Source organism: Pseudomonas orientalis (assembly GCF_022807995.1).
In the GTDB taxonomy this organism is placed as follows: Bacteria; Pseudomonadota; Gammaproteobacteria; order Pseudomonadales; family Pseudomonadaceae; genus Aquipseudomonas; species Aquipseudomonas orientalis_B.
This window is the reverse complement of sequence record NZ_CP094351.1, coordinates 284008-308882: the sequence shown is the minus strand read 5'-3', so window position 1 is coordinate 308882 and position 24875 is coordinate 284008. Positions and strand designations below refer to the sequence as shown.

Annotated in this window: 20 protein-coding genes; 17 read left to right on the top strand and 3 right to left on the bottom strand. The window is 61.1% G+C overall.

Translation table 11 applies throughout. The features are described 5' to 3' along the window. The first annotated feature begins 32 nt into the window (after positions 1–32). The 9 genes from MRY17_RS01240 (at position 33) to MRY17_RS01200 (ending at position 11048) form a co-directional block, all read left to right on the top strand. On the top strand, positions 33–2357 hold the full coding sequence (locus MRY17_RS01240) for a Tex family protein (protein WP_191952658.1): 2325 nt from the start codon (positions 33–35) through the stop codon (positions 2355–2357). Continuing rightward, on the top strand, positions 2357–2740 hold the full coding sequence (locus MRY17_RS01235) for a PaaI family thioesterase (protein ID WP_243353163.1): 384 nt from the start codon (positions 2357–2359) through the stop codon (positions 2738–2740). The genes MRY17_RS01240 and MRY17_RS01235 overlap by 1 nt, the downstream gene beginning before the upstream one ends. A gap of 214 nt (positions 2741–2954) precedes the next feature. Then, entirely contained in the window at positions 2955–4538 is a 1584-nt protein-coding gene (gene gshA / locus MRY17_RS01230; RefSeq protein ID WP_181282942.1) for a glutamate--cysteine ligase, read from the top strand. Positions 4539–4772: 234 nt separating this feature from the next. Continuing rightward, positions 4773–5750, top strand: coding sequence for a taurine ABC transporter substrate-binding protein (gene tauA, locus MRY17_RS01225; protein WP_243353162.1), 978 nt, complete (start codon positions 4773–4775; stop codon positions 5748–5750). Between the two features lie 17 nt (positions 5751–5767). After that, positions 5768–6547, top strand: a complete 780-nt coding sequence (tauB, locus tag MRY17_RS01220) for a taurine ABC transporter ATP-binding subunit (protein ID WP_243353161.1) — start codon at positions 5768–5770, stop codon at positions 6545–6547. Further along, positions 6544–7380 (top strand): taurine ABC transporter permease TauC, encoded by an 837-nt coding sequence (gene tauC, locus MRY17_RS01215; RefSeq protein ID WP_243353160.1) that lies wholly within the window; start codon positions 6544–6546, stop codon positions 7378–7380. Before tauB ends, tauC begins: the two co-directional genes overlap by 4 nt. Positions 7381–7394: 14 nt before the next feature. Then, the gene (gene tauD, locus MRY17_RS01210; RefSeq protein ID WP_191955974.1) at positions 7395–8231 is read left to right on the top strand and encodes a taurine dioxygenase; all 837 of its coding nucleotides are present in this window, start codon (positions 7395–7397) and stop codon (positions 8229–8231) included. Between the two features lie 231 nt (positions 8232–8462). After that, the gene (locus MRY17_RS01205) at positions 8463–10094 is read left to right on the top strand and encodes a hypothetical protein (protein ID WP_191955975.1); all 1632 of its coding nucleotides are present in this window, start codon (positions 8463–8465) and stop codon (positions 10092–10094) included. Positions 10095–10130: 36 nt separating this feature from the next. After that, positions 10131–11048 (top strand): hypothetical protein, encoded by a 918-nt coding sequence (locus MRY17_RS01200; protein WP_191955976.1) that lies wholly within the window; start codon positions 10131–10133, stop codon positions 11046–11048. Between the two features lie 64 nt (positions 11049–11112). Here the strand turns inward: MRY17_RS01200 and mgrA are convergent, their stop codons facing one another. From mgrA to epsC, 3 genes are all read right to left on the bottom strand, one after another. Next, positions 11113–12150 carry an L-glyceraldehyde 3-phosphate reductase gene (gene mgrA, locus MRY17_RS01195; protein ID WP_181282949.1) on the bottom strand — a complete coding sequence of 346 codons (1038 nt, stop codon included), beginning with the start codon at positions 12148–12150 and terminating at the stop codon, positions 11113–11115. Between the two features lie 151 nt (positions 12151–12301). Continuing rightward, the gene (gene betT / locus MRY17_RS01190) at positions 12302–14263 is read right to left on the bottom strand and encodes a choline transporter BetT (protein WP_164484677.1); all 1962 of its coding nucleotides are present in this window, start codon (positions 14261–14263) and stop codon (positions 12302–12304) included. 864 nt (positions 14264–15127) lie between these two features. After that, positions 15128–16054 (bottom strand): serine O-acetyltransferase EpsC, encoded by a 927-nt coding sequence (gene epsC / locus MRY17_RS01185; protein ID WP_181283888.1) that lies wholly within the window; start codon positions 16052–16054, stop codon positions 15128–15130. A 168-nt stretch (positions 16055–16222) separates the two neighbouring features. Between epsC and MRY17_RS01180 the strand changes: the two genes are divergently transcribed. The 8 genes from MRY17_RS01180 to MRY17_RS01145 all read left to right on the top strand — a co-directional run bounded on the left by MRY17_RS01180 (position 16223) and on the right by MRY17_RS01145 (position 24866). Continuing rightward, the gene (locus MRY17_RS01180; protein ID WP_181283887.1) at positions 16223–17218 is read left to right on the top strand and encodes a D-cysteine desulfhydrase; all 996 of its coding nucleotides are present in this window, start codon (positions 16223–16225) and stop codon (positions 17216–17218) included. 280 nt (positions 17219–17498) lie between these two features. After that, positions 17499–18293 carry a cystine ABC transporter substrate-binding protein gene (gene tcyJ, locus MRY17_RS01175; RefSeq protein WP_181283886.1) on the top strand — a complete coding sequence of 265 codons (795 nt, stop codon included), beginning with the start codon at positions 17499–17501 and terminating at the stop codon, positions 18291–18293. After that, on the top strand, positions 18293–18958 hold the full coding sequence (gene tcyL, locus MRY17_RS01170; RefSeq protein ID WP_124431087.1) for a cystine ABC transporter permease: 666 nt from the start codon (positions 18293–18295) through the stop codon (positions 18956–18958). The genes tcyJ and tcyL overlap by 1 nt, the downstream gene beginning before the upstream one ends. A gap of 3 nt (positions 18959–18961) precedes the next feature. Next, positions 18962–19708, top strand: a complete 747-nt coding sequence (gene tcyN, locus MRY17_RS01165) for an L-cystine ABC transporter ATP-binding protein TcyN (RefSeq protein ID WP_181283885.1) — start codon at positions 18962–18964, stop codon at positions 19706–19708. A gap of 368 nt (positions 19709–20076) precedes the next feature. After that, on the top strand, positions 20077–20853 hold the full coding sequence (locus tag MRY17_RS01160) for a hypothetical protein (RefSeq protein ID WP_181283884.1): 777 nt from the start codon (positions 20077–20079) through the stop codon (positions 20851–20853). 186 nt (positions 20854–21039) lie between these two features. Further along, positions 21040–22281 carry an SfnB family sulfur acquisition oxidoreductase gene (locus MRY17_RS01155; protein WP_243353159.1) on the top strand — a complete coding sequence of 414 codons (1242 nt, stop codon included), beginning with the start codon at positions 21040–21042 and terminating at the stop codon, positions 22279–22281. A gap of 39 nt (positions 22282–22320) precedes the next feature. Next, positions 22321–23514 carry an SfnB family sulfur acquisition oxidoreductase gene (locus MRY17_RS01150; protein ID WP_243353158.1) on the top strand — a complete coding sequence of 398 codons (1194 nt, stop codon included), beginning with the start codon at positions 22321–22323 and terminating at the stop codon, positions 23512–23514. Beyond that, positions 23514–24866, top strand: a complete 1353-nt coding sequence (locus MRY17_RS01145; RefSeq protein WP_243353157.1) for an LLM class flavin-dependent oxidoreductase — start codon at positions 23514–23516, stop codon at positions 24864–24866. Before MRY17_RS01150 ends, MRY17_RS01145 begins: the two co-directional genes overlap by 1 nt. Positions 24867–24875: the final 9 nt, after the last annotated feature.

Genomic DNA, 24875 nt, shown 5'->3' with positions numbered 1-24875 from the left:
CGAGCCGCTTTTTCAGAATTTCAGGTGGTTTTATGGACAGCATCAACAGCCGCATCGCCGAGGAACTCGGTGTACGCCCACAACAGGTCGAAGCGGCCGTCGCGCTACTGGATGAAGGCTCCACGGTGCCCTTCATCGCCCGTTACCGAAAAGAAGTGACCGGCAGCCTCGACGACATCCAACTGCGGCACCTGGAAGAGCGCCTGCGCTACCTGCGAGAACTCGACGAACGGCGTATCAGTATCCTTGCCAGCATCGAGGAACAAGGCAAATTGACCCCGCAGCTGGAACGCGACATCAAGCTGGCCGACACCAAGACCCGCCTCGAAGACCTTTACCTGCCGTATAAACAGAAACGTCGTACAAAGGGCCAGATCGCTTTGGAAGCCGGCCTGGGCGGCTTGGCCGACGGCCTGTTCAACGACCCGTCGCTGACGCCTGAAACCGAAGCCGCGCGTTTTATCGACGCGGAAAAAGGCGTCGCCGACGTCAAGGCCGCCCTTGACGGCGCCAAGTACATCCTGATGGAACGCTTCGCGGAAAACGCCAGCCTGCTGGAAAAGCTGCGCACTTACCTGAAGCAGGAAGCCATCCTCAGCGCCCGCGTCATCGCCGGCAAGGAGGAAGAAGGCGCCAAGTTCCGCGATTACTTCGAACACGACGAACCGCTCAAAAGCATGCCGTCCCACCGCGCCCTGGCGATCTTCCGTGGCCGCAACGAGGGCATTCTCAGCTCTGCGTTGAAAGTCGGTGACGAGCTGCCGGGCACCATGCACCCGTGCGAAGGCATGATCGGTCAACAATTCGGCATTCAGAATCAGAATCGTCCTGCGGACAAGTGGCTCAGCGAAGTCGTGCGCTGGACCTGGAAGGTCAAGCTCTACACCCACCTGGAAACCGATCTGCTCGGCGAGCTGCGTGAAGGCGCCGAAACCGAGGCGATCAACGTATTCGCCCACAACCTGCATGACCTGCTGCTGGCCGCACCGGCGGGTCCACGCGCCACCCTGGGCCTGGACCCGGGCCTGCGCACCGGGTGCAAGGTTGCGGTGGTCGATGCCACCGGCAAGCTGCTGGATCACGCCACCGTCTACCCGCACGTGCCGCACAACAAGTGGGACCAGACCCTGGCGATCCTGGCCGCCTTGTGCGCCAAACACAGCGTGGACCTGATCGCCATCGGCAACGGCACCGCCAGCCGCGAAACCGATAAGCTGGCCGCCGAGCTGATCAAAAAGTACCCGGCGATGAAAATGACCAAGGTCATGGTCTCCGAGGCGGGGGCTTCGGTGTACTCGGCCTCGGAGCTGGCGTCCAAGGAGTTCCCGGACCTCGACGTGTCCATCCGTGGCGCCGTGTCCATTGCCCGTCGCCTGCAGGACCCGCTGGCCGAGCTGGTGAAGATCGATCCCAAATCCATCGGCGTCGGCCAGTACCAGCACGACGTGTCGCAGCTCAAGCTGGCGCGTGGCCTGGATGCGGTGGTGGAAGACTGCGTGAACGCCGTGGGTGTGGACGTGAACACCGCGTCCGTGGCGCTGCTGGCACGTATCTCCGGCCTGAACGCTACCCTCGCGCAGAATATCGTCAATCACCGCGACGAGAACGGCGCCTTCAAAACCCGCGCCGCGCTGAAAAAAGTCGCGCGCCTGGGCGAAAAAACCTTCGAGCAAGCTGCAGGTTTCCTGCGCGTAATGAACGGTGATAACCCGCTGGACGCCTCGGCGGTGCACCCGGAAGCGTATCCGCTGGTCCAGCGCATTGCTGCCGAAACCGATCGCGACATCCGCTCGCTGATCGGCGATGCCGCGTTCCTCAAGCGCCTTGACCCGAAAAAGTACACCGACGAAACCTTCGGCGTGCCCACCATTACCGACATCCTGCAAGAGCTGGAAAAGCCCGGTCGCGACCCGCGCCCGGAATTCAAGACCGCCGAGTTCCAGGACGGTGTCGAGGACCTGAAGGACCTGCAACCGGGCATGATCCTCGAGGGCGTGGTCACCAACGTGACCAACTTCGGCGCGTTTGTGGATATCGGCGTGCATCAGGACGGCCTGGTGCATATCTCCGCGCTTTCGGAGAAATTCATCAAGGACCCGCGCGAAGCGGTGAAGGCCGGTGACGTGGTCAAGGTCAAGGTGATGGAAGTCGACATCCCGCGCAAACGCGTTGGCCTGTCGATGCGCATGAGCGACACCCCCGGCGAGAAAGTCGACGGCGCCCGTGGCGCTCGCCCTGGCTCGGCACCGCGCCCGTCGCAGAACACTGCGCCGCGCAAGGAAACCGCGACCGCCGCACCGAGCAACAACGCCATGGCCTCGCTGTTCGCCAACGCCAAGCAGTTGAAGAAGCGCTGATGGATATTCCGGCCGGTTTGACCCAGAGCGCGTTCAGCGAACTGATCGGCTGCCGCCTGCAGCGCCTGGACGCAGGCGTGGCCGAGGTGGCCCTGAGCCTGGCCCCGCAGTTGCGCAATCGCGGGGGCAAGCTGCACGGCGGCGCGATTTTCAGCCTGGTGGACATCACCATGGGTCTGGCCTGCTCCAGCACCCATGGGTTCGACCAGCAGAGCGCCACCATCGAATGCAAGATCAACTATATCCGCGCTGTTGAAGACGGTGACGTGCTGTGCACCAGCCGGGTGATCCACGCCGGCAGGCGCACCCTGGTGGTCGAGGCCGACGTGTACCAGGACGAAAGACTTGTCGCAAAAGCACAGGGCACGTTCGCTGTCCTATAGCTCCCTGCCCCTGATTTGAGTTAATTTCGGCGCTGTGACAACAGCGTCGGAATTTTCTCGCTGCGCTGTAGCCCAATTCATGGAGTGAAGTAGGCATATTCAGAGCGGGTCATATCGACTCAGAACCAGGCGATCACGCCAGTTTCAACTTCACCCTTGTAGACCGTCTTGCCCACCCCCATATTGGGGCGACTGACGCGTGAAGGAATCCAACTTGAGCGAACTTCTCAACCGCCGCCTGGCTCTGCTCGGCAAGCGCGAACACCTCTCCCTGCTAGAGCACTGCCTGCATGGCATCGAGCGTGAATGCCTGCGCGTCACCGGTGAGGGTCGCCTGGCCCAGACGCCGCATCCGGAAGCCCTGGGCGCCGCGTTGACGCACGAACAGATCACCACCGACTACTCGGAATCGCTGCTGGAGTTCATCACTCCCGCGCTGCCCAACCCGGCCGATACCCTGAGCAGCCTGGACAAGATCCATCGCTTTGCCTACACCAAACTGGGCAGCGAATACCTGTGGAGCCCCTCGATGCCGTGCCCGCTGCCGGCCGAGGAAGATATTCCGATTGCCTACTACGGCACCTCCAATATCGGGCAGCTCAAGTACGTTTACCGCAAGGGCCTGGCCCTGCGCTATGGCAAGAGCATGCAGTGCATCGCCGGCATTCATTACAACTTTTCGCTGCCGGAACAGCTGTGGCCGTTGCTCAAGGAAGCCGAAGGCTTTGTCGGCACAGACCGCGACTATCAATCCACCGCCTATATCGCGCTGATCCGCAACTTCCGGCGCTACAGCTGGCTGTTGATGTACCTGTTCGGCGCCTCGCCGGCCCTGGATGCAGGCTTCCTGCGCGGCCGTTCGCACCAGCTTGAAGTGCTCGACGCCGACACCTTGTACCTGCCGTACGCCACGAGTCTGCGCATGAGCGACCTGGGTTACCAGAGCAACGCCCAGGCCGGCCTGACGCCGTGCTACAACGACCTGGCCAGCTACACCGACAGCCTGCGCGAAGCGGTAGCAACGCCCTACGCGCCCTATGTCGAAGTCGGCACGCACAAGGACGGTGAATGGGTGCAGCTCAATACCAATATCCTGCAGATCGAAAACGAGTACTACTCCAACATCCGCCCCAAGCGCGTGACCTATACCGGCGAGCGGCCGATTCAGGCGCTGATGGCGCGCGGCATCCAGTACATCGAAGTGCGCTGTCTGGACATCAACCCGTTCCTGCCGATGGGTATCGATCTGCCGGAGTCGCGCTTTCTCGACGCGTTCCTGCTGTACTGCGCGCTGAACGACAGTCCGCTGTTTGCCAATAACGAGTGCGGCAATGCCACCTCCAACTTCCTCAGCGTGGTCAAGGAGGGTCGCCGTCCGGGCCTGCAATTGCAGCGTGACGGCCAGGCGGTGGATATGAAGGAATGGGCGGCGGAGCTATTGGAGAAGATCGCCCCTCTGGCAGCCCTGCTCGATGAGAGTCACGGCATCACCGAACACAGTGAAGCACTGGACGCCCAGTTGGCCAAGGTCAAAGACCCGTCCCTGACGCCCTCGGCCCAGGTGCTGGCGACAATGGCCGAACGCAAGGAAAGCTTTGCGCAATTCTCGCTGCATCAGAGCGAGGTGCATGCCGAGTACTTCCGCAAGGAACCGCTGCCGGCCGAGGAACAAGCGCGCTTTGAAGAACTGGCGCGTACGTCGCTGGCTCAGCAGGCCGAACTAGAGCAGAACGAAGTGGGCGATTTCGATGTATTTGTCGGGTCGTACCAGGCGAGCATTCTAGCCATCAGCAACTGAGCTTTATGTGGGAGGGGGCTTGCCCCCGATAGCAGTGTGTCAGCCACTCAGTCAGTGACTGAACCACCGCCATCGGGGGCAAGCCCCCTCCCACATTTGATATCCATCAGGCTTGAGACTCGCTTCACATTGTTCTCATAAGCTAATTCGAAAATGTTATTTATTTTCGGATTCTTAGATCATTTAGTCTCCTCACACGCCGCCCCCCTGGCCGCCTGACTGAGGAGCTTCCCCTTGAAACTGTCTTCCCCACTGCGCTTGCTGGCGGCGTTGTCCCTGGCCGGTGCCAGCCTGTTTGCCCAGGCGGCGGATGTGACCGTTGCATACCAGACCACCGTGGACCCGGCGAAAGTCGCCCAAGCCGACGGTGCTTATGAAAAAGCCACCCACGCCAGCATCGACTGGCGCAAATTCGACAATGGCGCCGATATCATTGCCGCCATCGCCTCGGGTGACGTGCAGATCGGCTACCTCGGTTCCAGCCCACTGACCGCTGCGATCACGCGCAACGTGCCGGTGCAGACCTTCCTGATCGCCACCCAGATCGGCGGCGCCGAAGCCCTGGTGGCGCGCGACGGTTCCGGGATCAACAGCCCTCAGGACCTGGTCGGCAAGAAGATCGCCGTGCCGTTCGTGTCCACCGGTCACTACAGCCTGCTCGCCGCGCTGAAGCACTGGAACATCGATCCCTCGAAAGTCACCATCCTCAACCTCGCACCGCCGGCCATCATCGCCGCCTGGAAGCGCGGCGATATCGACGCGACCTATGTGTGGGACCCGGCCCTGGGCGTGGCCAAGGAAAACGGCAAGGTGCTGATCACCTCCGGCGAACTGGCCAAGTTCGGCGCGCCGACCTTCGATGCCTGGATTGTGCGCAAGGACTTCGCCGAGAAGCATCCGGAAATCGTCACAGCCTTCGCCAAAGTCACGCTGGATGCCTATGCCGCCTACCGCAAAGACCCACAAGCCTGGCTCGCCGACAAAACCAACATCGACAAGCTGGTGAAGCTCTCCGGCGCCAAGGCCAGCGACATTCCGCTGTTGCTGCAAGGCAATGTCTACCCGCTGGCCGCTGACCAGGTCACCCTGCTGGGCGCACCGACCACCCAGGCTGTCACCGATACCGCCGCGTTCCTCAAGGAGCAAGGCAAGGTCGACGCGGTGCTGCCGGACTACGCCCCTTACGTCAGCGCCAAGTTCATCACTCACTGATCAAGGAGTTCATTGCGATGGCCTTGCTACAACTGGAGCGCATCAGCGCACAGTACCCAGGCGCCCCGGAACCGGTACTGGCGGATATTTCACTCGAGCTTGGCCCCCGGCAATTGCTGGTGGCCCTGGGCCCCTCCGGCAGTGGCAAGACTTCGCTGTTGAACCTGATTGCCGGCTTTGTCGAGCCCAGCGCCGGGCGCATTACCCTGGATGGCGTACCGGTCAAAGGCCCGAGCGCCGAACGCGGCGTGGTGTTTCAGGACGATGCCCTGCTGCCCTGGCAGGACGTGCTGGCCAACGTCGCCTTCGGCCTGGAACTGGCCGGCGTGCCGAAGGCGCAACGTGAAGCGCGCGCCCGGGAAATGCTTGCGCTGGTGGACTTGAGCGGTTTCGACAGCCGCCGCATCTGGCAACTCTCCGGCGGCCAGAAGCAACGCGTCGGCCTCGCCCGCGCCCTGGCGGCCGACCCGCGCGTATTGCTGATGGACGAACCCTTCGGCGCCCTCGATGCCTTCACCCGCGAACAGATGCAGGAACTGCTGCTGCAAGTCTGGCGACGCACGGCCAAGCCGGTGTTCCTGATCACCCACGACATCGAAGAAGCGGTGTTTCTCGCCACGGACCTGATTCTGCTGGCGCCCAACCCCGGCCAGATCGTCGAGCGCCTGTCGCTGGATTTTGGCCAACGCTACGCGGCCGGCGAATCGGCACGGGCAATCAAGTCTGACCCGCGTTTTATCGAAACCCGCGAACACGTACTCGGTAAAGTGTTCTCGCAACGGCAGGTGTCCGCATGAGCAGCTATGAACTTCCCGCCACAGCGACCAAGCCGCTGGCGCATGGGGTGATTCCGCAACGCAGCAGCCTGAGCACACGGTGGATCAGCGTACTGACTCTGGCGGCCTTGCTCGCTGTCTGGTGGACGGTAACCGCCACCGGCCTGATCGAGCCACTGTTCCTGCCGCCGCCATCGGCCGTACTGCAAAAAGGCTGGTTGCTGGCAACAGCCGGCTACATGGATTCGACCCTTTGGCAGCATCTGGGCGCGAGCCTCAGCCGCATCGGTCTGGGCCTGGGCTTTGCAGTGCTGACCGCCGTGCCGGTGGGGATTGCCATCGGCGCCAACCGTATCGCCCGCGGCATTCTCGACCCGCTGATCGAGTTTTACCGGCCAATCCCGCCACTGGCCTATCTGCCGCTGATCGTGATCTGGTGCGGCATCGGCGAGCTGTCCAAGGTGCTGCTGATTTACCTGGCGATTTTTGCGCCGATTGCCATCGCCACCGCCACCGGCGTACGCACGGTCGACCCGGCCAAGTTGCGCGCTGCGCAGTCGCTGGGCGCCACCCGTGCCCAACTGATCCGTCATGTAATCCTGCCCAGCGCCCTGCCCGACATTCTCACCGGGGTACGCATCGGCCTGGGCGTGGGTTGGTCGACCCTGGTTGCCGCCGAACTGATCGCCGCCACCAGCGGCCTGGGCTTCATGGTGCAGTCGGCGGCGCAGTTCCTGGTCACCGACGTCGTGGTCCTGGGCATTCTGGTGATCGCGCTGATTGCCTTCGCCATGGAAATGGGCCTGCGCGCCCTGCAGCGTAAATTAGTGCCGTGGCATGGCCAGGCACACTGAGTGATGAACACACAATGAGCAGCCTGACCGTTACCCCAATAAGCACCGCGCTCGGCGCCCAGATCAGTGGCGTGGATATCACCCGGGCGCTGAATTCTGAGGAGCGCGAAGCCATCGAACACGCGCTCCTCAAGCATTCGGTGCTGTTCTTCCGTGACCAGCCGATCACCCCGCAGCAGCAGGCACGGTTCGCGGCGAACTTCGGTGACCTGCACATCCATCCGATCTACCCCAACGTGCCGGAACAGCCCGAAGTGCTGATCCTCGACACCGCCGTCACCGATGTGCGTGACAACGCCGTGTGGCACACCGACGTGACCTTCCTGCCCACCCCGGCCCTCGGCGCGGTGCTCAGTGCCAAGCTGTTGCCTGCATTCGGAGGGGATACCTTGTGGGCCAGTGGTATCGCGGCGTACGACGCGTTGTCCGAGCCGTTGAAGGCGCTGCTCGACGGCCTCACCGCGACCCACGACTTCACCAAGTCCTTTCCACTGGAGCGCTTCGGCAATACCGCCGAAGACCTGGCGCGCTGGGAAGAAACCCGTCGGAAAAACCCGCCGCTGTCACATCCTGTGATACGCACACACCCCATCAGCGGCCGCAAATCGCTGTTCGTCAACGATGGCTTCACCATCCGAATCAATGAACTGGAACTGGCCGAAAGCGAGGCGATTCTCAAGCTGCTGTTTGCTCACGCCACCCGCCCGGAGTTCACTATTCGCTGGCGCTGGCAGGAAAATGACGTGGCGTTCTGGGATAACCGCGTGACCCAGCATTACGCGGTGGATGACTACCGTCCACAGCGCCGCGTCATGCACCGGGCCACCATCCTGGGCGATGTGCCGTTTTAATCCAATCGCCTCAAATGGCGATTCCCGTCTGCACTGCCCCGCTGCGTTTGAATGGAGAAAAACCCGTTGATTTCAAGATTTTTCCTATGGAAAAAATGCGGCTCACGACACGCTCTGTAACTCGTCAAGTGCTCACTTTCAGGAACGCACAAGGTAAGGCTCACCACTGACATCGTGCGTCTGAAACGCCTGCGCAGTGAACCCTTAACGTGAATCCATTGAGTGCTTGAAATGAATATCTCAACCGTATCGCCGTGGCTGACAGCTTTTGCGTCACAGCCTGCTGAATTTCCCATTAAACCGCCTGAATCCGCCCCTTCAGCCACAGGCACAACCCCTGAAACACTGACATCGTCCACCGCCGACCCCTATAGCCGCGAAAATTTGCTCGCCATGTTAAGCGAGCTCAAACGTTTGATGGATACGCTCCAGAAGGGCATGGACGCCGAACCCGTCACGCCTGAAACGCCAGCAACCGTTGCAACGACGCCCCCCTCAGCCGTGCGCACTGATGGTACGCAATACCTTTCAAATAAAAGGAACAAACAAAAACCCGACGACGTGTTGGGTGGCCTGTTTTTCTCCCCCCAAGTCACTTTTCGCTCACTCACCACGCCGCACAGTTCCCATGTAGCGGGGATCAAGTTGGCCATGCAGCACTTTGGTCAAAGCCCAACCGATATCTATGCTCAAGTTACCCCCCTGAGTACCGGTTTCAATGTGACGATGAGAGATGGCTTCAAATTATTCATCACGCATAAAGAGCTGGACCTCGCGAGGGAAAGTTCGCAACTTTTGGGCAACGAGGACATGTTGAAAGACGCCAACTTTCTGTATGCGACCCTGACCAAGCGAAAACAGCTCGAAAGCAACGATCCCGCAGAACAGGCGAGTTATCCCATGACCCTGCGCAATACAAACAATGGCGAACATGCCAGCAACGTATTGAAGCTCATGGGTCTGGAAAAGCACATGCAAGAGGTTAAGTCCGAGTCACTTGGCACTGGCCAAAGACCGGGTATAACGGTTGTCTCGAACGGGGAATCCATGCTGGTTGTCGATGGTCGCGAGGACTTCCATGGGACACCTTCCAGGTTAAGGCTGAAAAAGCAGGCCTACGTACTGTCGGATTTACCCGCAACCACCAGGCTGGACGGCAGGAAGGAACCGTCCATTGACTCACGCCCTGCGCCGGTAGCACCTCTCCCCCCGCAAACCAACGTCATACCCCTGCCAACTCCGCCGGGCCCTCCCTCCCCCGGCGCGATGCCGGATCTCTCTTCAAAGAGAGGCGGTGAGCGTCCAGTCAATATAATGACCGCCTTCAATGACACACCCCGTCGCTTTGGCGAATTTCGCGAAACGGCAGCCTACGTTGACGCAATAAAATTGATGATGATGAAGTTCGGGCAAAGCCCTACCGATTGCTTCCAACGGGTTGCCGCTGCAGGTGACGGCTATGACGTGACGATGAAAGATGGGTATGAAGTGCATATTTCTCGCCAGGAGATACAGCGGGCCGGGCAAGCCTTGAAGTTGTCCGGTGACGACAGCGAGATGATAAAGGATGCCAACTTCATATTTGCGGCTTTTACGAAACGTCACCAGCTGGAACATGAAGATCCGGTGACAAAATCCGACTTCGAGACGGCCCTCAGTGATGCGATCCAGAATGGCCGGCACATAAAACCTATCCTGGAAAACATCGGCATGATCGGTCATATGCGCCATGTCCATGTGAGTGAACTGGAGGGCCAGGATACCGTCGGGTTTCTATACGGGTTTGGCTTGGTTCTGGGCAATGAAAAGGCGCATCAATACCTGCCTTATGACGGGCACGGCTACGTGCTCGATGTGCACTGAATCGTTCACTCACACTTATTGAATACGAGGTGACCTATGTTACTCAACACTGCCAGCGGCACCACAGCGCTTAATACTTCAATACTTCCCAGTCTGCGCGACGGCGCAGGCGTAAAGCCGAACGCCAAGACCCCGATGGAAATACCCCTCGCGATCGGCCCGGAAAACACACAAAACCTTTACACGTCCATTGTTCAACAACTGAACTCACTGAACACCCTTCTCAAAACCCTCACACAGCGTGCCAGCCCTGTTGCACCTACGGTTGACGCGGTACCTCAGCAGGTTGATCGCGATTCGCCAGCCCCGTTTACCAACATCAACCCCATGAACAAGCCCCAGTCTGACGAGAGCCCCTTTATCTCTTCGGTGCCGATCGGCACCAGGCCCAAGGATATCTGGCGCGGTTTCTGGCAGGGCACTCAAGGCAATTGTGTCACGGTGTCGGCGATCAAGCTGGCGATGATGAAATACGGCCATCATCCACAGGGCATTTTCAAACTGATAACCCCTACAAAAACGGGGTTCGACGTGACCATGCAAGACATGTTCAAACTGCATATATCGCATGAAGAGTTAACGCTGGCGAGGACCGGCAGCGGCTTTCAGGGCGATGACCCGGACGTGCTCAAGGACGCCGTATTCCTGTATGCCGCCAGCGCCAAGCGAGCTCAGCTGAGAAATCACGAAGGCACCGCCAGGCGCAGCTTCGAAGATGCCATGGCCTCATTGAATAACGGCGAGATGCCGGGGGATGCCACCCAGCGCTTGGGCTTATATGCCAGACGGCGCTGGACCAACCCGGCTCAACTGGCCAAGGAAGGCCTGGGTACCGCAGCAGACGGGACACATTCGGTCGCCGTGATTGACGGATATGCAGACCTTTATGGAAACAAGGTCAAGCTGTCCGAGTCGGGCTTCCAGCATGCCCGGCGAGTGCTAACCCTGCGCTGAGCAGAACGCCGCAGCGTGCCTGCCACGATAAAAGTCAGCCTCCTATCGAGCAGGCACACTGCCGTTACTCAGCCATTGACGGTTTTTCCCACAGATTGATCCCGCCTTCCTGCGCGAACCGATCGATCTGCGCCAGTTCTTCAGCGCTGAAGCTCAGGTTCTTCAACGCCCCGACGTTCTCGATGATCTGCTCCGGCCGGCTGGCACCGATCAGCGCGCTGGTCACCCGCGGATCACGCAGGGTCCAGGCCAACGCCAATTGCGCCAGGCTCTGGCCGCGACGCTGGGCGATCTCATTCAGGGCGCGAACATGGGCAATGTTCTCCTCGGACAGGTGTTGGGCCTGCAGCGAGCCTCCCCCCGGCCGATTCACCCGGGCATCGGCAGGAATCCCGTTGAGGTATTTATCGGTGAGCAAGCCCTGAGCCAGCGGCGTGAAGGCAATCACGCCGGCGCCGAGTTCGTCAGTGGTGTCGAGCAGGTCTTTTTCCACCCAGCGGTTGAGCAGGTTGTAGGCCGGCTGGTGAATCAGCAACGGTACTTTCCACTCGTTGAGCAGCGCCGCCATCTCACGGGTTTTTACCCCGGAGTATGACGAGATACCGATGTACAACGCCTTGCCCTGCTGCACAGCGGTGGCCAGCGCACTGGCGGTTTCTTCCAGTGGCGTGTCGGCATCGAAACGGTGGGAGTAGAAAATATCCACATAGTCGACACCCAGACGTTGCAGGCTCTGGTCCAGGCTCGCCAGGACGTACTTACGCGAACCACCACCCTGGCCGTACGGGCCGGGCCACATGTCCCAGCCGGCCTTGCTGGAGATGATCAATTCGTCGCGATAGTGCTTGAAGTCTTCGCGCAGCAAACGACCGAAATTGATCTCGGCGCTGCCGTAGGGAGGGCCGTAGTTATTGGCCAGGTCGAAGTGATTGATGCCCAGGTCGAACGCGGTGCGCAGCAGGGCGCGCTGGGTGGCGATCGGGGTGCTGTCGCCAAAGTTGTGCCACAGCCCGAGGGACAGTGCCGGCAGCACCAGTCCACTGCGGCCTACGCGGCGGTAAGGAATAGATTCATAGCGGTTTTCGGCAGCAATGTACGTCATCGAATCCTCTCTGGGCGTTGGGGCAAAGAAGGCCTGGGAATAAGGTTATTCCCAGGCCTTTGAACCCGCTGAATCGCTTAAGTCTGCCTTTCCCTTTTACAGCAAAGACCCACTTGAGAGGAACGCAATTACGTGCATTTATGCACGCGAATCAACGCACCAGATGCAGGAACTGCAGGTGCCGCTCGTACTGGTCGAGGATGTCGTTGATGATCTGCTCCTTGGTGTAGCCCACCAGGTCGTAGTCCTGGCTGCCCTCACGCAAGTGCACTTCGGCGCGATAGTAACGGCGGTTGTTGATCTCTTTGGAACCCATGCCGCCACGGGCAAACGATGGCGTGAAATAGCCGCGCATCTGCACCTGGTAGATGAACGGATGCTCCTCGCCATGGCCGATTTCCAGGCTGACGCTGTCGTTGGCCGGGTCTGGCTGGGTGACCACGTTCAAGCCCTTCTCGACAAATACGGCGGTCACTTCTTCAATGGCCGGGCGCACCGTCGACTCGAGGAAGCGGTATACCTCGTCGCGCGACGGAAAATGCACGGCCTGGCTCAGACGCTGGCGCCAGCCACCACGGCCTTTGCGCGACGCCGAAATCGGCGCCAGCGAATGCAACTGCGCGATCTGCTTTTGCGATTCCAGATAGAACGCCTTGTGCAGCCCCCACATCATCAGCAACAGGATCAGCGAGAACGGCAGCGAGGTCAGCACGACCGCTGATTTCAGCGAATCGATACTGCCGGCAAACAGCAAGGCGCTGGTGACCAGGGCGGTCATCGCGCCCCAGAACACGCGCAGCCATTTCGGCCCGTCTTCATCGGCGTTGCCGCCTTTGGACGACAGGGTCGACAGCACCACCGTGCCTGAGTCCGCCGAGGTCACGAAAAATACGAAGCTGATAAACACCGTGACCGCAATCACGGTTTTACTCCACGGGTAGGTTTCCAGCAGCAGATAGAGGCTCATCGACGGCTCATCAATGGCCGACTGGCCCAACGCGGTCATGCCATGGTTGAGCACCTGGTCGATGGCGCTGTTACCGAAGATCGACATCCACGCCAGGGTGAAACCCAGCGGGATCAGCAGCACGCCAAACACGAATTCGCGGATGGTGCGGCCACGGGAAATCCGCGCGATGAACAGGCCCACAAACGGCGACCATGCGATCCACCAGGCCCAGTAGAACACCGTCCAACCGCCCAGCCAGTCGCTGGGTTTGTCGTAGGCGTATACGTCGAAACTCTTGGTCGGCAACGCGCCAAGGTAGTCGCCGATGTTCTGGATCAAGGTGTTGAGCAGGTGCTGGGTGGGGCCGGCAAACAACACAAACAGCAGCAGCGCGCAGGCCAGCAGCATGTTGATGTCGGACATCACCCGCACACCCTTGTCGACACCGGCCACGGCGACGATGATCGCCGCGCCCATCATCAAGGTGATCAAGCCCACCTGAATCCACTGCGTATGGGCAATACCGAACAGGTAATCCAGGCCGGAATTGAGGTGCAGCACGCCGAAGCCCATGTCGGCGCCCAGGCCGAACACCGTGGCGATGATGCCGAAGCCATCCACCGCGTAACCGATCGGGCCGTTGATGCGCTTGCCGATCAGCGGATAAAGCGCCGAGCGCAACGCCAGCGGCAGGTTATGCCGGTAGGCGAAGTACGCCAGTGCCATGCCGACAAAAGCGAACACGCCCCAGCCGTGCAAGCCCCAGTGCAGGAACAGGATCTGCATGGCCTGGCGCGCCGCATCGGCGTTCATTGCCTCGCCCTGGGGCGGTTGCACCAGGTGCGTCAGCGGTTCGGACACACAGAAGAAAAACAGTGTGATGCTGATCCCGGCGGCGAACAGCATGCCGGCCCAGGACAGGTAACTGAATTCGGGCTCGTCGTGGTCGGCACCGAGTTTTATCTTGCCGTAGCCCGATAGCGCGGTGACCACCACGAAGACCAGATACAGGGTCATCGCCAGCATGTAGTACCAGCCGACCGTGTTGGCCGCCCAGTTTTGCGCCGCCAGCAGCCAGGCACCGGCCTGTTGCGGGATCGCGATGACGGTAATGCCGAACAGCAGGATGGCCGTGGCGGCAAAGTAGAAAACGGGCGCATTCATGCGCACCAGACCGCTGGATGGGGTAGACGACGCACTCATGAGCGATGCACCCCCGGGGTGTGAAATGTGGCTGTGTATAACGGACTCAGCAAAGGTAAGCCTCCTGTTGTGAGCGGGCAGCGAACCACCGGTTTAACTTGAACGAACGTTCAAGTTAAACATGAATGGGCGGTCTGGGACTAATTTCGGGGCTGAGTGGTAGACAATTCCTACACTAGCTCAGGGACTGGTATGACGGGTTACGGGGGCAAATCGTTCAGCGACGTGAAGGTGAAATGCATTCAAATGTGGGAGGGGGCTTGCTCCTCGTTGGGTCAGGCAGCCTGTGACTATCTTACTGATACCCCACAGATCCAAATGTGGGAGGGGGCTTGCCCCCGATGGCGTCCTCAGGGCCGACCAGGATGTTGGATCAGACCGAGTACATATCCGTTTCTGCGGTCACGGCTGCTAATGGTTCCGCTTTTACAGCGGCTCACTTTTGAAAAGCGCAAAAGTAAGCAAAACGCTCTTGCCCCACCACTCGGCACCTCGCCTGGGCTCGGTGTGCCCTCTCTCCGGCTTGAATCCGTGGGCCGCCGCAATGGGCCATCCATGGCCCAGTGCGGCTAACCCGGCGTCCTGCCGGGTTACCCACGGATTCAAGCCTGCGTTCGGCCAGCGTGGTTTAACGGGGCGCCTGAGATCAAAAGCAGATCAAGATCAAGAGCGGCTCGCTTCGCATCGTGGTTACGGTGGGGTGGGTGCTACGCAGTTGTGTAGATACCTATGCCCCGATAGCGGTGGGTCAGTTCCAGTTATATCAACTGACAGACTGCTATCGGGGGCAAGCCCCCTCCCACATGGGATTAGCGTGCAGACTCTTTATTTCTGCGCCCCATCATCATGCTGCAAATTCGCCTGGGTAATATTCGCCCCGGCCGGCACGCTGCGGGTCAGCCAGACATTGCCGCCGATGGTCGACCCCTTGCCGATGGTAATCCGCCCCAGGATCGTGGCGCCGGCGTAGATCACCACGTCATCCTCAACGATAGGATGGCGCGGATGGCCTTTTTGCAACTGCCCATCCTCATCCGCCGGAAAGCGCTTGGCACCCAGCGTCACCGCCTGGTAGATGCGCACCCGCTCACCAATGATCGCCGTCTCGCCAATTACCACACCGGTCCCGTGATCGATAAAGAAACTCGGGCCGATCTGCGCGCCGGGGTGGATATCGATACCGGTGGCCGAGTGGGCGATTTCCGCACTGATCCGCGCCAACAGCGGCAAACCGGCGCGGTACAGATGATGGGCCAGGCGGTGGTGAATCACCGCCAGGATGCCTGGGTAGCACAGCAAGACCTCATCCACGCTGCGCGCGGCCGGGTCGCCGTGGTAGGCGGCCAATACGTCGGTGTCGAGCAGGCTGCGCAAAGCCGGCAAGGCCAGGGCGAAATCCTGGATCAGGCGAATGGCATGGGCGTCGATGTCACTGTCATCCTGGCCACCCTGACGCGCGGCGTAGCGCAATTCCAGGCGGGCCTGGGCCAGCAAGGCGTTGAGCGCGACGTCGAGGGTATGCCCGACGTAGAAGTCTTCACTTTCTTCGCGCAGGTCAACCGGGCCCAGACGCATCGGGAACAGTGCGCCGCACAACGCTTCGAGAATCTGCGCCACCGCTTCGCGGGACGGTAACTCGCGACCACCGTGCTCGCCGCTCAAGCGACCGTTGCGCGTTCGCCACTGGTCCCGGGCGCTGCGCAGTTGGCTGACGATGGTCTGCAATTGCCAATGGCTGGAACGCTCACTCACGGTTTTTTCACTCCTGACGAAATGGCCATCACTTTACGGTATGCACCCAGGCAACCCTTAAGAACCAATGGTGTGAGGCTAAGAACCATCCGACATAAGCGATTGGCCGTTGCCCGATGAAAAGTGCCTGCCTATAGTCGTCCAATCACTCAGTCACCGTGCGCAGCCATGATCAAACAACAACTCGACCGTTTTGACCGCCTGGACCTGCTGGGCGGCGCCACCGCCCTGGAAAAACTCGAGCGGCTCTCGGCCTGGCTCGGCAGGGACATCTACGTCAAGCGCGACGACACCACCCCGCTGGCCATGGGTGGCAACAAATTGCGCAAACTTGAATACCTGGCCGCCGACGCCCTCGCCCAGGGCGCCGACACGCTGGTCACCGCCGGCGCTATCCAGTCCAATCATGTGCGCCAGACCGCCGCACTGGCCGCCAGGCTTGGCCTGGGTTGCGTCGCCCTGCTGGAAAACCCTACCGGCACCGACGACCCCAACTACCTGGGCAACGGCAACCGTTTGTTGCTCGAACTGTTCGACGCCAAGGTGGAACTGGTCGAGAACCTCGACCATGCCGACGACCAGCTCAAGGCCCTCGCCGACCGCCTGCGCAGCAACGGCAAGAAGCCCTATCTGGTGCCCATCGGCGGCTCGAATGCCCTCGGCGCGTTGGGGTATGTGCGTGCCGGCCTGGAGCTGGCGGCGCAGATCGAAGACAGCGGCCTCGACTTTGCAGCGGTGGTGCTGGCCTCCGGCAGCGCAGGCACCCACAGCGGCCTGGCGCTGGCGCTGAGCGAAGCGCTGCCGAACCTGCCCGTGGTTGGCGTTACCGTGTCGCGCACCGACGAGGCCCAGCGCCCGAAAGTACAGGGCCTGGCCGAGCGTACCGCCGAGCTGCTCGGTGTAGAGCTGCCCGAAGCCTTCAAGGTGATCCTGTGGGACGAATACTTCGGCCCGCGTTATGGCGAGCCGAACGCGGGCACGCTGTCGGCGATCAAACTTTTGGCCAGCCAGGAAGGTCTGTTGCTCGACCCGGTCTACACCGGCAAGGCGATGGCCGGATTGCTCGATGGCATCGGTCGTCAGCGGTTCGGCGACGGACCGATTATTTTCCTGCACACCGGCGGCGCGCCGGCCTTGTTTGCCTATGACTCAGTATTCAACTGAATAAACGCGGACTGAATGTGGGAGGGGCTTGCCCCCGATAGCGGTGGGTCAGTCAACTTATCTGTAGCTGAACCACTGTCATCGGGGGCAAGCCCCCTCCCACACTTTGAACCCCTTCATATTCAAAATATGAATATGAATTTGGATTTTTATTATTTTCAAGTCTTAAAAACCCGCTTTATCATCGCGCCGAAGGCGAAGACGCGCACCGCGCTTTAAGGCAGGATACGGCTACTGCGTCACCGGCTTCGCTCACCATAAAAAACCATAGGGGCTCTTCATGACTATTTCTGTATTGCGTCGCACATTGCTGGTCGGCACATTGGGCCTGGCGCTCGGCGCAGGCATGCTCGGCCAGGCGGTTGCCGGCGAGCAGTTGAACACCATCAAGAAGGCCGGCGAGATCAAGTTCGGCCTGGAAGGCACCTACCCACCGTTCAGCTTCGTCGATGAAAGCGGCAAGCTCAGCGGCTTCGAGGTGGAGCTGTCCGAAGCGCTGGCCAAGGAACTGGGCGTCAAGGTCAAACTGCAGGCCATGCCATGGGACGGCATCCTCGCCGCCCTGGACTCCAAGCGCCTGGACGCGGTGGTCAATCAGGTGACCATCTCTGAAGAGCGCAAGAAAAAGTACGATTTCTCCAAGCCTTACACCGTCTCCGGCATTCAAGCGCTGGTGCTGAAAAAGAACGTCGACACCATCAAGACCGCCAGCGACCTGGCCGGCAAGAAAGTCGGTGTAGGCCTGGGCACCAACTACGAACAATGGCTCAAGGACAACCAGCCTAAAGCCATCATCAAGACCTACAACGACGACCCGACCAAGTTCCAGGACCTGCGCATCGGCCGTATCGACGCCATCCTGATCGACCGCCTGGCCGCCCTGGAATACGCCAAGAAAGCCCCGGACACTGCCGCGGCAGGCGACGCCTTCTCTCGCCAGGAATCGGGGATTGCCCTGCGCAAAGGCGAACCCGAGCTGCTCGACGCAGTGAACAAGGCCCTCGACAAGCTGCGCGCCGACGGCACCTTGAAGACGCTGTCCGAGAAGTACTTCAACGCTGACGTCACTCAATAATGGAAGCAGGTTTGCAACTCGCGCTGGACTCCGCGCCCTTTCTGCTCAAGGGCGCGTATTACACGGTGATCCTCAGCCTGGGCGGGATGTTCTTCGGCCTGCTCCTGGGCTTTGGCCTGGCCCTGATGCGCCTGTCGCGCTTCAAGCTGCTGAGTTGGACGGCGCGGGTCTACGTGTCGTTCTTTCGCGGCACGCCGTTACTGGTGCAACTGTTCCTGATCTATTACGGCTTGCCGCAAGTGGGGATCGAGCTGGACCCGATCCCGGCCGCCATGATCGGCTTTTCGCTGAACATGGCCGCCTACGCCTGTGAAATCCTGAGGGCCGCCATCGCCTCCATCGAGCGTGGCCAGTGGGAAGCCGCCGCGAGTATCGGCATGACCCGCGCGCAGACGCTGCGCCGGGCCATCCTGCCGCAGGCAATGCGCACGGCCCTGCCGCCGTTGGGCAACAGTTTTATTTCGCTGGTCAAGGACACGGCGCTGGCCGCCACTATCCAGGTGCCCGAGCTGTTCCGGCAGGCGCAACTGGTGTCGGCGCGCACCTTTGAAATTTTCACCATGTATCTGTCCGCAGCCCTGATCTACTGGATCCTGGCGAGCATCCTGGCGCATCTGCAACATCGTCTGGAAGACCGGGTCAACCGGCATGACCTGGAGTCCTGAAACATGATCGTGGTTGAAAAACTGACCAAACAATTCAACGGTCAGGTGGTGCTCAACGGTATCGACCTTGAGGTCAAGGCCGGCGAAGTCGTGGCCATCATCGGCCCCAGCGGCTCCGGCAAGACCACCTTCCTGCGCTGCCTGAATTTTCTCGAAGAACCCACCAGCGGCCGTATCAAGGTGGGCGATATTGAGATCGACAGCAACAGGCCGCTCAACCAGCAACAGGGCCTGGTGCGGCGTCTGCGCCAGCATGTGGGTTTCGTATTCCAGAACTTCAACCTGTTCCCCCACCGCACCGCACTGGAAAACGTCATCGAAGGCCCGATCGTGGTCAAGAAGATGCCGCGCGATGCGGCGGCCGAGTTGGGTCGCAAGCTACTGACCAAGGTCGGCCTGGCGGGCAAGGAAGCGGCTTATCCACGGCGCTTGTCCGGTGGCCAGCAACAGCGTGTGGCGATCGCCCGGGCGCTGGCCATGGAGCCCGAGGTGATTCTGTTCGACGAACCCACCTCGGCCCTCGACCCGGAACTGGTCGGTGAAGTACTGGCGACCATCCGCAGCCTGGCCGAGGAAAACCGCACCATGGTGATCGTCACCCACGAGATGAGCTTTGCCCGGGATGTGGCCAACCGCGTGATCTTTTTCGACAAGGGTGTGATCGTCGAACAGGGCGAAGCCAAGGCGCTGTTCGCCAACCCCAGGGAAGAGCGCACCCGGCAGTTCCTGAGCAAATTTCTCGCCCACTGACGCCCCCTCTGTAGGAGCGAGCTTGCTCGCGAAAAACGCCCAGGCAACTCGGTCAATCTGATTCACCGCGTTATCGTTAACGTTCTTCGCGAGCAAGCTCGCTCCTACAACGGGTTACCCTCCCATCGCGTAAAACCCCCCGTCATAAGCGCCTTTAAATCCCCCGCTCCGTCAGACCCTTCTGAATATCGCCAAACCCGCCGTTTAGCCTTTTGCCTCCATTGACCCTCCTCCAACAACCCTCTTATCTAGCGCCTTGAGGATTGGATCCTATCCCGGCTACTCACTGAATCGTTCTTTCGGCCCCTTTGCGCACCCGCGCCCAAGGCCCGGAACGATTGCTGCTGGCTGCATCAAGGAGATCACTTATGACGCACACTACAATCCCAGCCATGCTGACCGCACCCACCCTGCCCCAGGCCGTTCGAAACGGCATCAGTGCCCACGCGGCCACTCAACTGCAGGTCGATATCGCCCCGTACCCCGGCATGGAGGAAGGCGACTTGATCGAGCTGTTCTGGAACAACTGCTTTGCCGCTTCGCGCCGGGTGACGGCCGGCAAAATCGGCACCCCGACCCACCTGCGTGTGCCGGAAAGCTTCGTACAAGATGGCGCGGCCCGGGTTCACTACCAGATCATGCAGATCGGTCACGGCCCGGCGCGCTCGGCCACCACCCAGGTACGGGTCAAGACCAACTACCCGGGCGGCCACCCTTCGAACCTGTACAGCGACGAAAACCAGAACCTGGCGCCTGTCAGCCTGCCCGAAACCATCCGCCGCCAGGGGGTCAACAGTCGCCAGGTGCAACGCGGCATTCCGCTGTGCATCGAGCCTTACGCGAACATGGCCAGCGGCGATGCGATCACGCTGCGCTGGGGTGACGTGCGCATGGATCTGCCAAAAATCCAGGCCAGGGACGTCGGGCTGGCGGTTCAGGTCTGGGTGCCTTCAGCGATCATTATCGAAGGCGGTGACGACTGCCGCCTGGAGGTGACGTACTGCATCCTGGATCGTGTCGGCAACAATTCACGCTGGGCGCCGGCCCGCACCTTGCGCATTGCCGCGTGGGTTCCCATGGGCCCGGACGCGGACAAGGCCGTGTATCAACCTCGCCCTTTTGGCTCTCCCTGCGAACCGGGGTGAAGCCCCTTCTATGCATATTCCTAAAAGTTAGTTTATTTAAAAAATAAACACGCTTAGGGTATATGCACCGGACCACCGGACATTCCTGATTTTTCTGTTTTATTTCATTGAATGCGAGGTCGGTATGGTCAGAATTACCCCGGTGCATAACGCCAGGGCATTACGTGCAGCCAAGGAGCGGCGCTGATGTCTAACTTGGCTCTAACACCCCCCCAGAGTGATCTGGACGCAGCCCCCCTGTTGTTGCCGGCCACCGTGCTGCGCAACGACGCCCAGGCGCTGATCGCCGCCCATGAACTGGCCGACGCCGCGCGCCTGCAAGCCGCCAGGCGCGACCAGCAACGCCAATTGCCATGGGCGCAGATCGAACAGTTCACCCGCAGCGGGTTGGGCAGTATTTCCATTCCCCGCGAATACGGCGGGCCGCAAGTTTCATTCGTGACCCTGGCCGAGGTCTTCGCCATCATCAGCGCGGCCGACCCGGCTCTGGGGCAAATCCCGCAGAACCATTTCGGCATCCTGCACCTGCTGCAGAGCACCGCCAGCGAGCGCCAGAAAAAGCAGCTGTTCCAAAGCGTGCTTGACGGTTGGCGCATCGGCAATGGCGGCCCGGAACGCGGCACGAAAAACACCCTGGAGCTCAAGGCACGCATCACTGCCGAGGGCGACGGCTATGTGGTCAGCGGCCAGAAGTTCTACTCCACCGGCGCACTGTTCGCCCACTGGGTAGCCATCAAGGCCCTCAACGATGACGGCAAGCAAGTCATGGCGTTTGTGCGCCGTGGCAGCGACGGGCTGCGCATCGTGGACGACTGGTCGGGCTTCGGCCAACGCACCACCGCCAGCGGCACCGTACTGCTTGACCGGGTGCCGGTGGACGCGGAGCTGGTGGTGGACAACTGGCGCCTGGGCGAAAGCCCAAATATCCAGGGCGCCGTCTCGCAGCTGATCCAGGCCGCCATCGACGCCGGCATCGCCCAGGGCGCCCTGGAAGACACCATCGCCTTTGTGCGGGAACGTTCACGCCCATGGATCGACGCCAACGTCGAACGGGCCAGCGACGACCTGTATGTGATCGCCGATATCGGCAAGTTGAAGATCGAGCTGCATGCCGCGCAGGCGTTGCTGCGCAAGGCCGGCCAGGTGCTGGACCAAGTCAGCGCTGCGCCGATCACCGCGCAATCCGCCGCACGCGCGTCTATTGCAGTCGCCGAGGCCAAGGTGCTCACCACCGAGGTGTCATTGCTGGTCAGCGAAAAGCTCTTCGAACTGGCCGGCAGCCGCGCCACCCTCGCCGAATTCAACCTTGACCGGCACTGGCGCAATGCGCGGGTACACACGCTGCATGACCCGGTGCGCTGGAAGTATCACGCCATCGGTGCCTACCGCTTGAACGGCACGTTGCCGGCTCGGCATTCCTGGATCTGACCGCCCAGAACACTTTTTCCACGCGCTTCTGGAGAACACATGACGCTTTCCAATCACGTCGCGGTCATTACCAGCGATGAACAAGCCCTTATTGTCGCCAGCGACCTGGCCGAAGACCTGCGCCGCGACAGCGCCCAGCGCGACCGCGAACGTCGCCTGCCGTTGCCCGAGCTGGATATATTTTCGCGCTCCGGCCTGTGGGGCATCAGCGTGCCCAAGGCCTACGGCGGCGCCGGCGTGTCCAACGTCACCCTGGCCAAGGTCATTGCGCTGATTGCCCAGGCCGATGCCTCCCTGGGCCAGATCCCGCAAAACCATTTCTATGCCCTTGAAGTGCTGCGGGTCAACGGCAGCCCCGACCAGCAGCAGCGCCTGTACGCCGAGGTACTGGCCGGCCAGCGCTTCGGCAACGCTCTGGCGGAACTGGGCACCAAGACCGCCCATGACCGCGTGACCCGCCTCATCCGCGACGGCGAAGGTTTTCGCATCAGCGGGCGCAAGTTCTACGCCACCGGCGCGCTCTACGCGCAACGCATCCCCACCTCGGTGGTGGATGAAAACGGTGTCCAGCAACTGGCCTTCGTGCCCCGCGGCAGCGCCGGCCTGACGGTGATCGACGACTGGAGCGGCTTCGGCCAGCGCACCACCGGCAGCGGCTCTGTGGTGTTCGACAACGTGTGGGTGGACGCCCGGGACGTGGTCCCGTTCCAGAGCGCCTTCGAACGCCCGACCACCGTCGGCCCGCTGGCGCAGATTCTGCACGCCGCCATCGACACCGGCATCGCCCGCGCCGCCTTCGAAGATGCGCTGCATTTTGTGCGCACCAAGACCCGTCCGTGGATCGACGCAGGCAGCGACAAGGCCACCGAGGACCCGCTGACGTTGAAAAGCTTCGGCCACCTGAGCATTCGCCTGCACGCCGCCGAGGCGCTGCTGGAACGCTCGGGCGAATTCCTCGACCGCGCCCAGGCCGACAGCAACGCCCAGACCGTCGCGGCCGCCTCCATCGCTGTCGCCGAGGTGCGCGCCTTGAGCACTGAAATCTCCCTGGCCGCCGGCAGCACGCTGTTCGAGCTGGCCGGCAGCCAGGCGACCCTGGCCGAACATGGTCTGGACCGTCACTGGCGCAACGCACGGGTTCACACCCTGCACGACCCGGTGCGCTGGAAATATCACGCGGTGGGCAATTACTACCTCAACGCCGAAAACCCGCCGCTGCGGGGGACGATCTGATGAGCAAGAAAAAGATCCTGCTCAATGCCTTCAACATGAACTGCATCGGGCATATCAACCACGGCTTGTGGACCCATCCACGGGACACGTCCTCCCGGTACAAGAGCCTCGAGTACTGGACCGAACTGGCGCAAACCCTGGAGCGCGGGCTGTTCGACGGCTTGTTTATCGCCGATATCGTCGGCGTGTATGACGTGTACCAGAAATCCATCGACGTGCCGCTCAAGGAATCGATCCAGTTGCCGGTCAACGACCCGCTGCTGCTGGTCTCGGCCATGGCGGCCGTTACCCGCAACCTCGGCTTCGGTCTTACCGCCAACCTGACCTACGAGCCGCCCTATCTGTTCGCCCGGCGCATGTCCACCCTCGACCACCTGAGCCGTGGCCGCGTGGGCTGGAACATCGTCACCGGCTACCTCGACAGCGCCGCCAAGGCCATGGGCCTGACCGAGCAAGTCGAGCATGACCGCCGCTACGACCAGGCCGATGAATACCTGCAGGTGCTGTACAAACTCTGGGAAGGCAGCTGGGAGGATGACGCGGTGGTCAACGATCCCATGGCACGGGTGTATGCGCAGCCGGGCAAGGTGCACAAGGTCGAGCATCACGGCGAGTTCTACCAGGTGGAGGGTTATCACCTGTGCGAGCCCTCGCCGCAGCGCACGCCGGTGCTGTTCCAGGCCGGCAGTTCGGAGCGAGGCCTGCAGTTTGCCGGGCGTCATGCCGAGTGCGTGTTCATCAGCGGGCAGAACAAGGCCTCGACCAGAGTCCAGGTGGACAAGGTGCGCGCCAGCGCGGTGGCGGCCGGGCGCAATCCGGATGACATCAAGGTGTTCATGGGCCTCAACGTGATCGTCGGCGCGACCGAAGAACTCGCCTGGGCCAAGCACGCCGAGTACCTGAGCTATGCCAGCGCGGAAGCCGGAGTGGCGCACTTTTCGGCGTCCACGGCGATCGATTTTTCCGAGTACGAACTCGATGAACCCATCCAATACGTGAAAAGTAATGCGATCCAGTCGGCCACCACGGCCCTGCAGAACAACGACTGGACCCGGCGCAAATTGCTCGAGCAGCACGCCCTCGGCGGGCGCTATATCACGCTGGTGGGCTCGCCTGAGCAGGTCGCGGATGAACTGGAATCGTGGATCAGCGAGACCGGGCTGGATGGCTTCAACCTCACCCGCATTGTGACGCCGGAAAGCTATGTGGATTTCATCGATCTTGTAGTGCCGGAGCTGCAAAAGCGCGGGTCGTACAAAACCGAATATGAGCAGGGCACGCTGCGCGAAAAAGTCTTCCACGGCACTGCTCGCTTACCCGAACAACACACCGGCTCTACCTACCGCCACTAACCCCTGTAG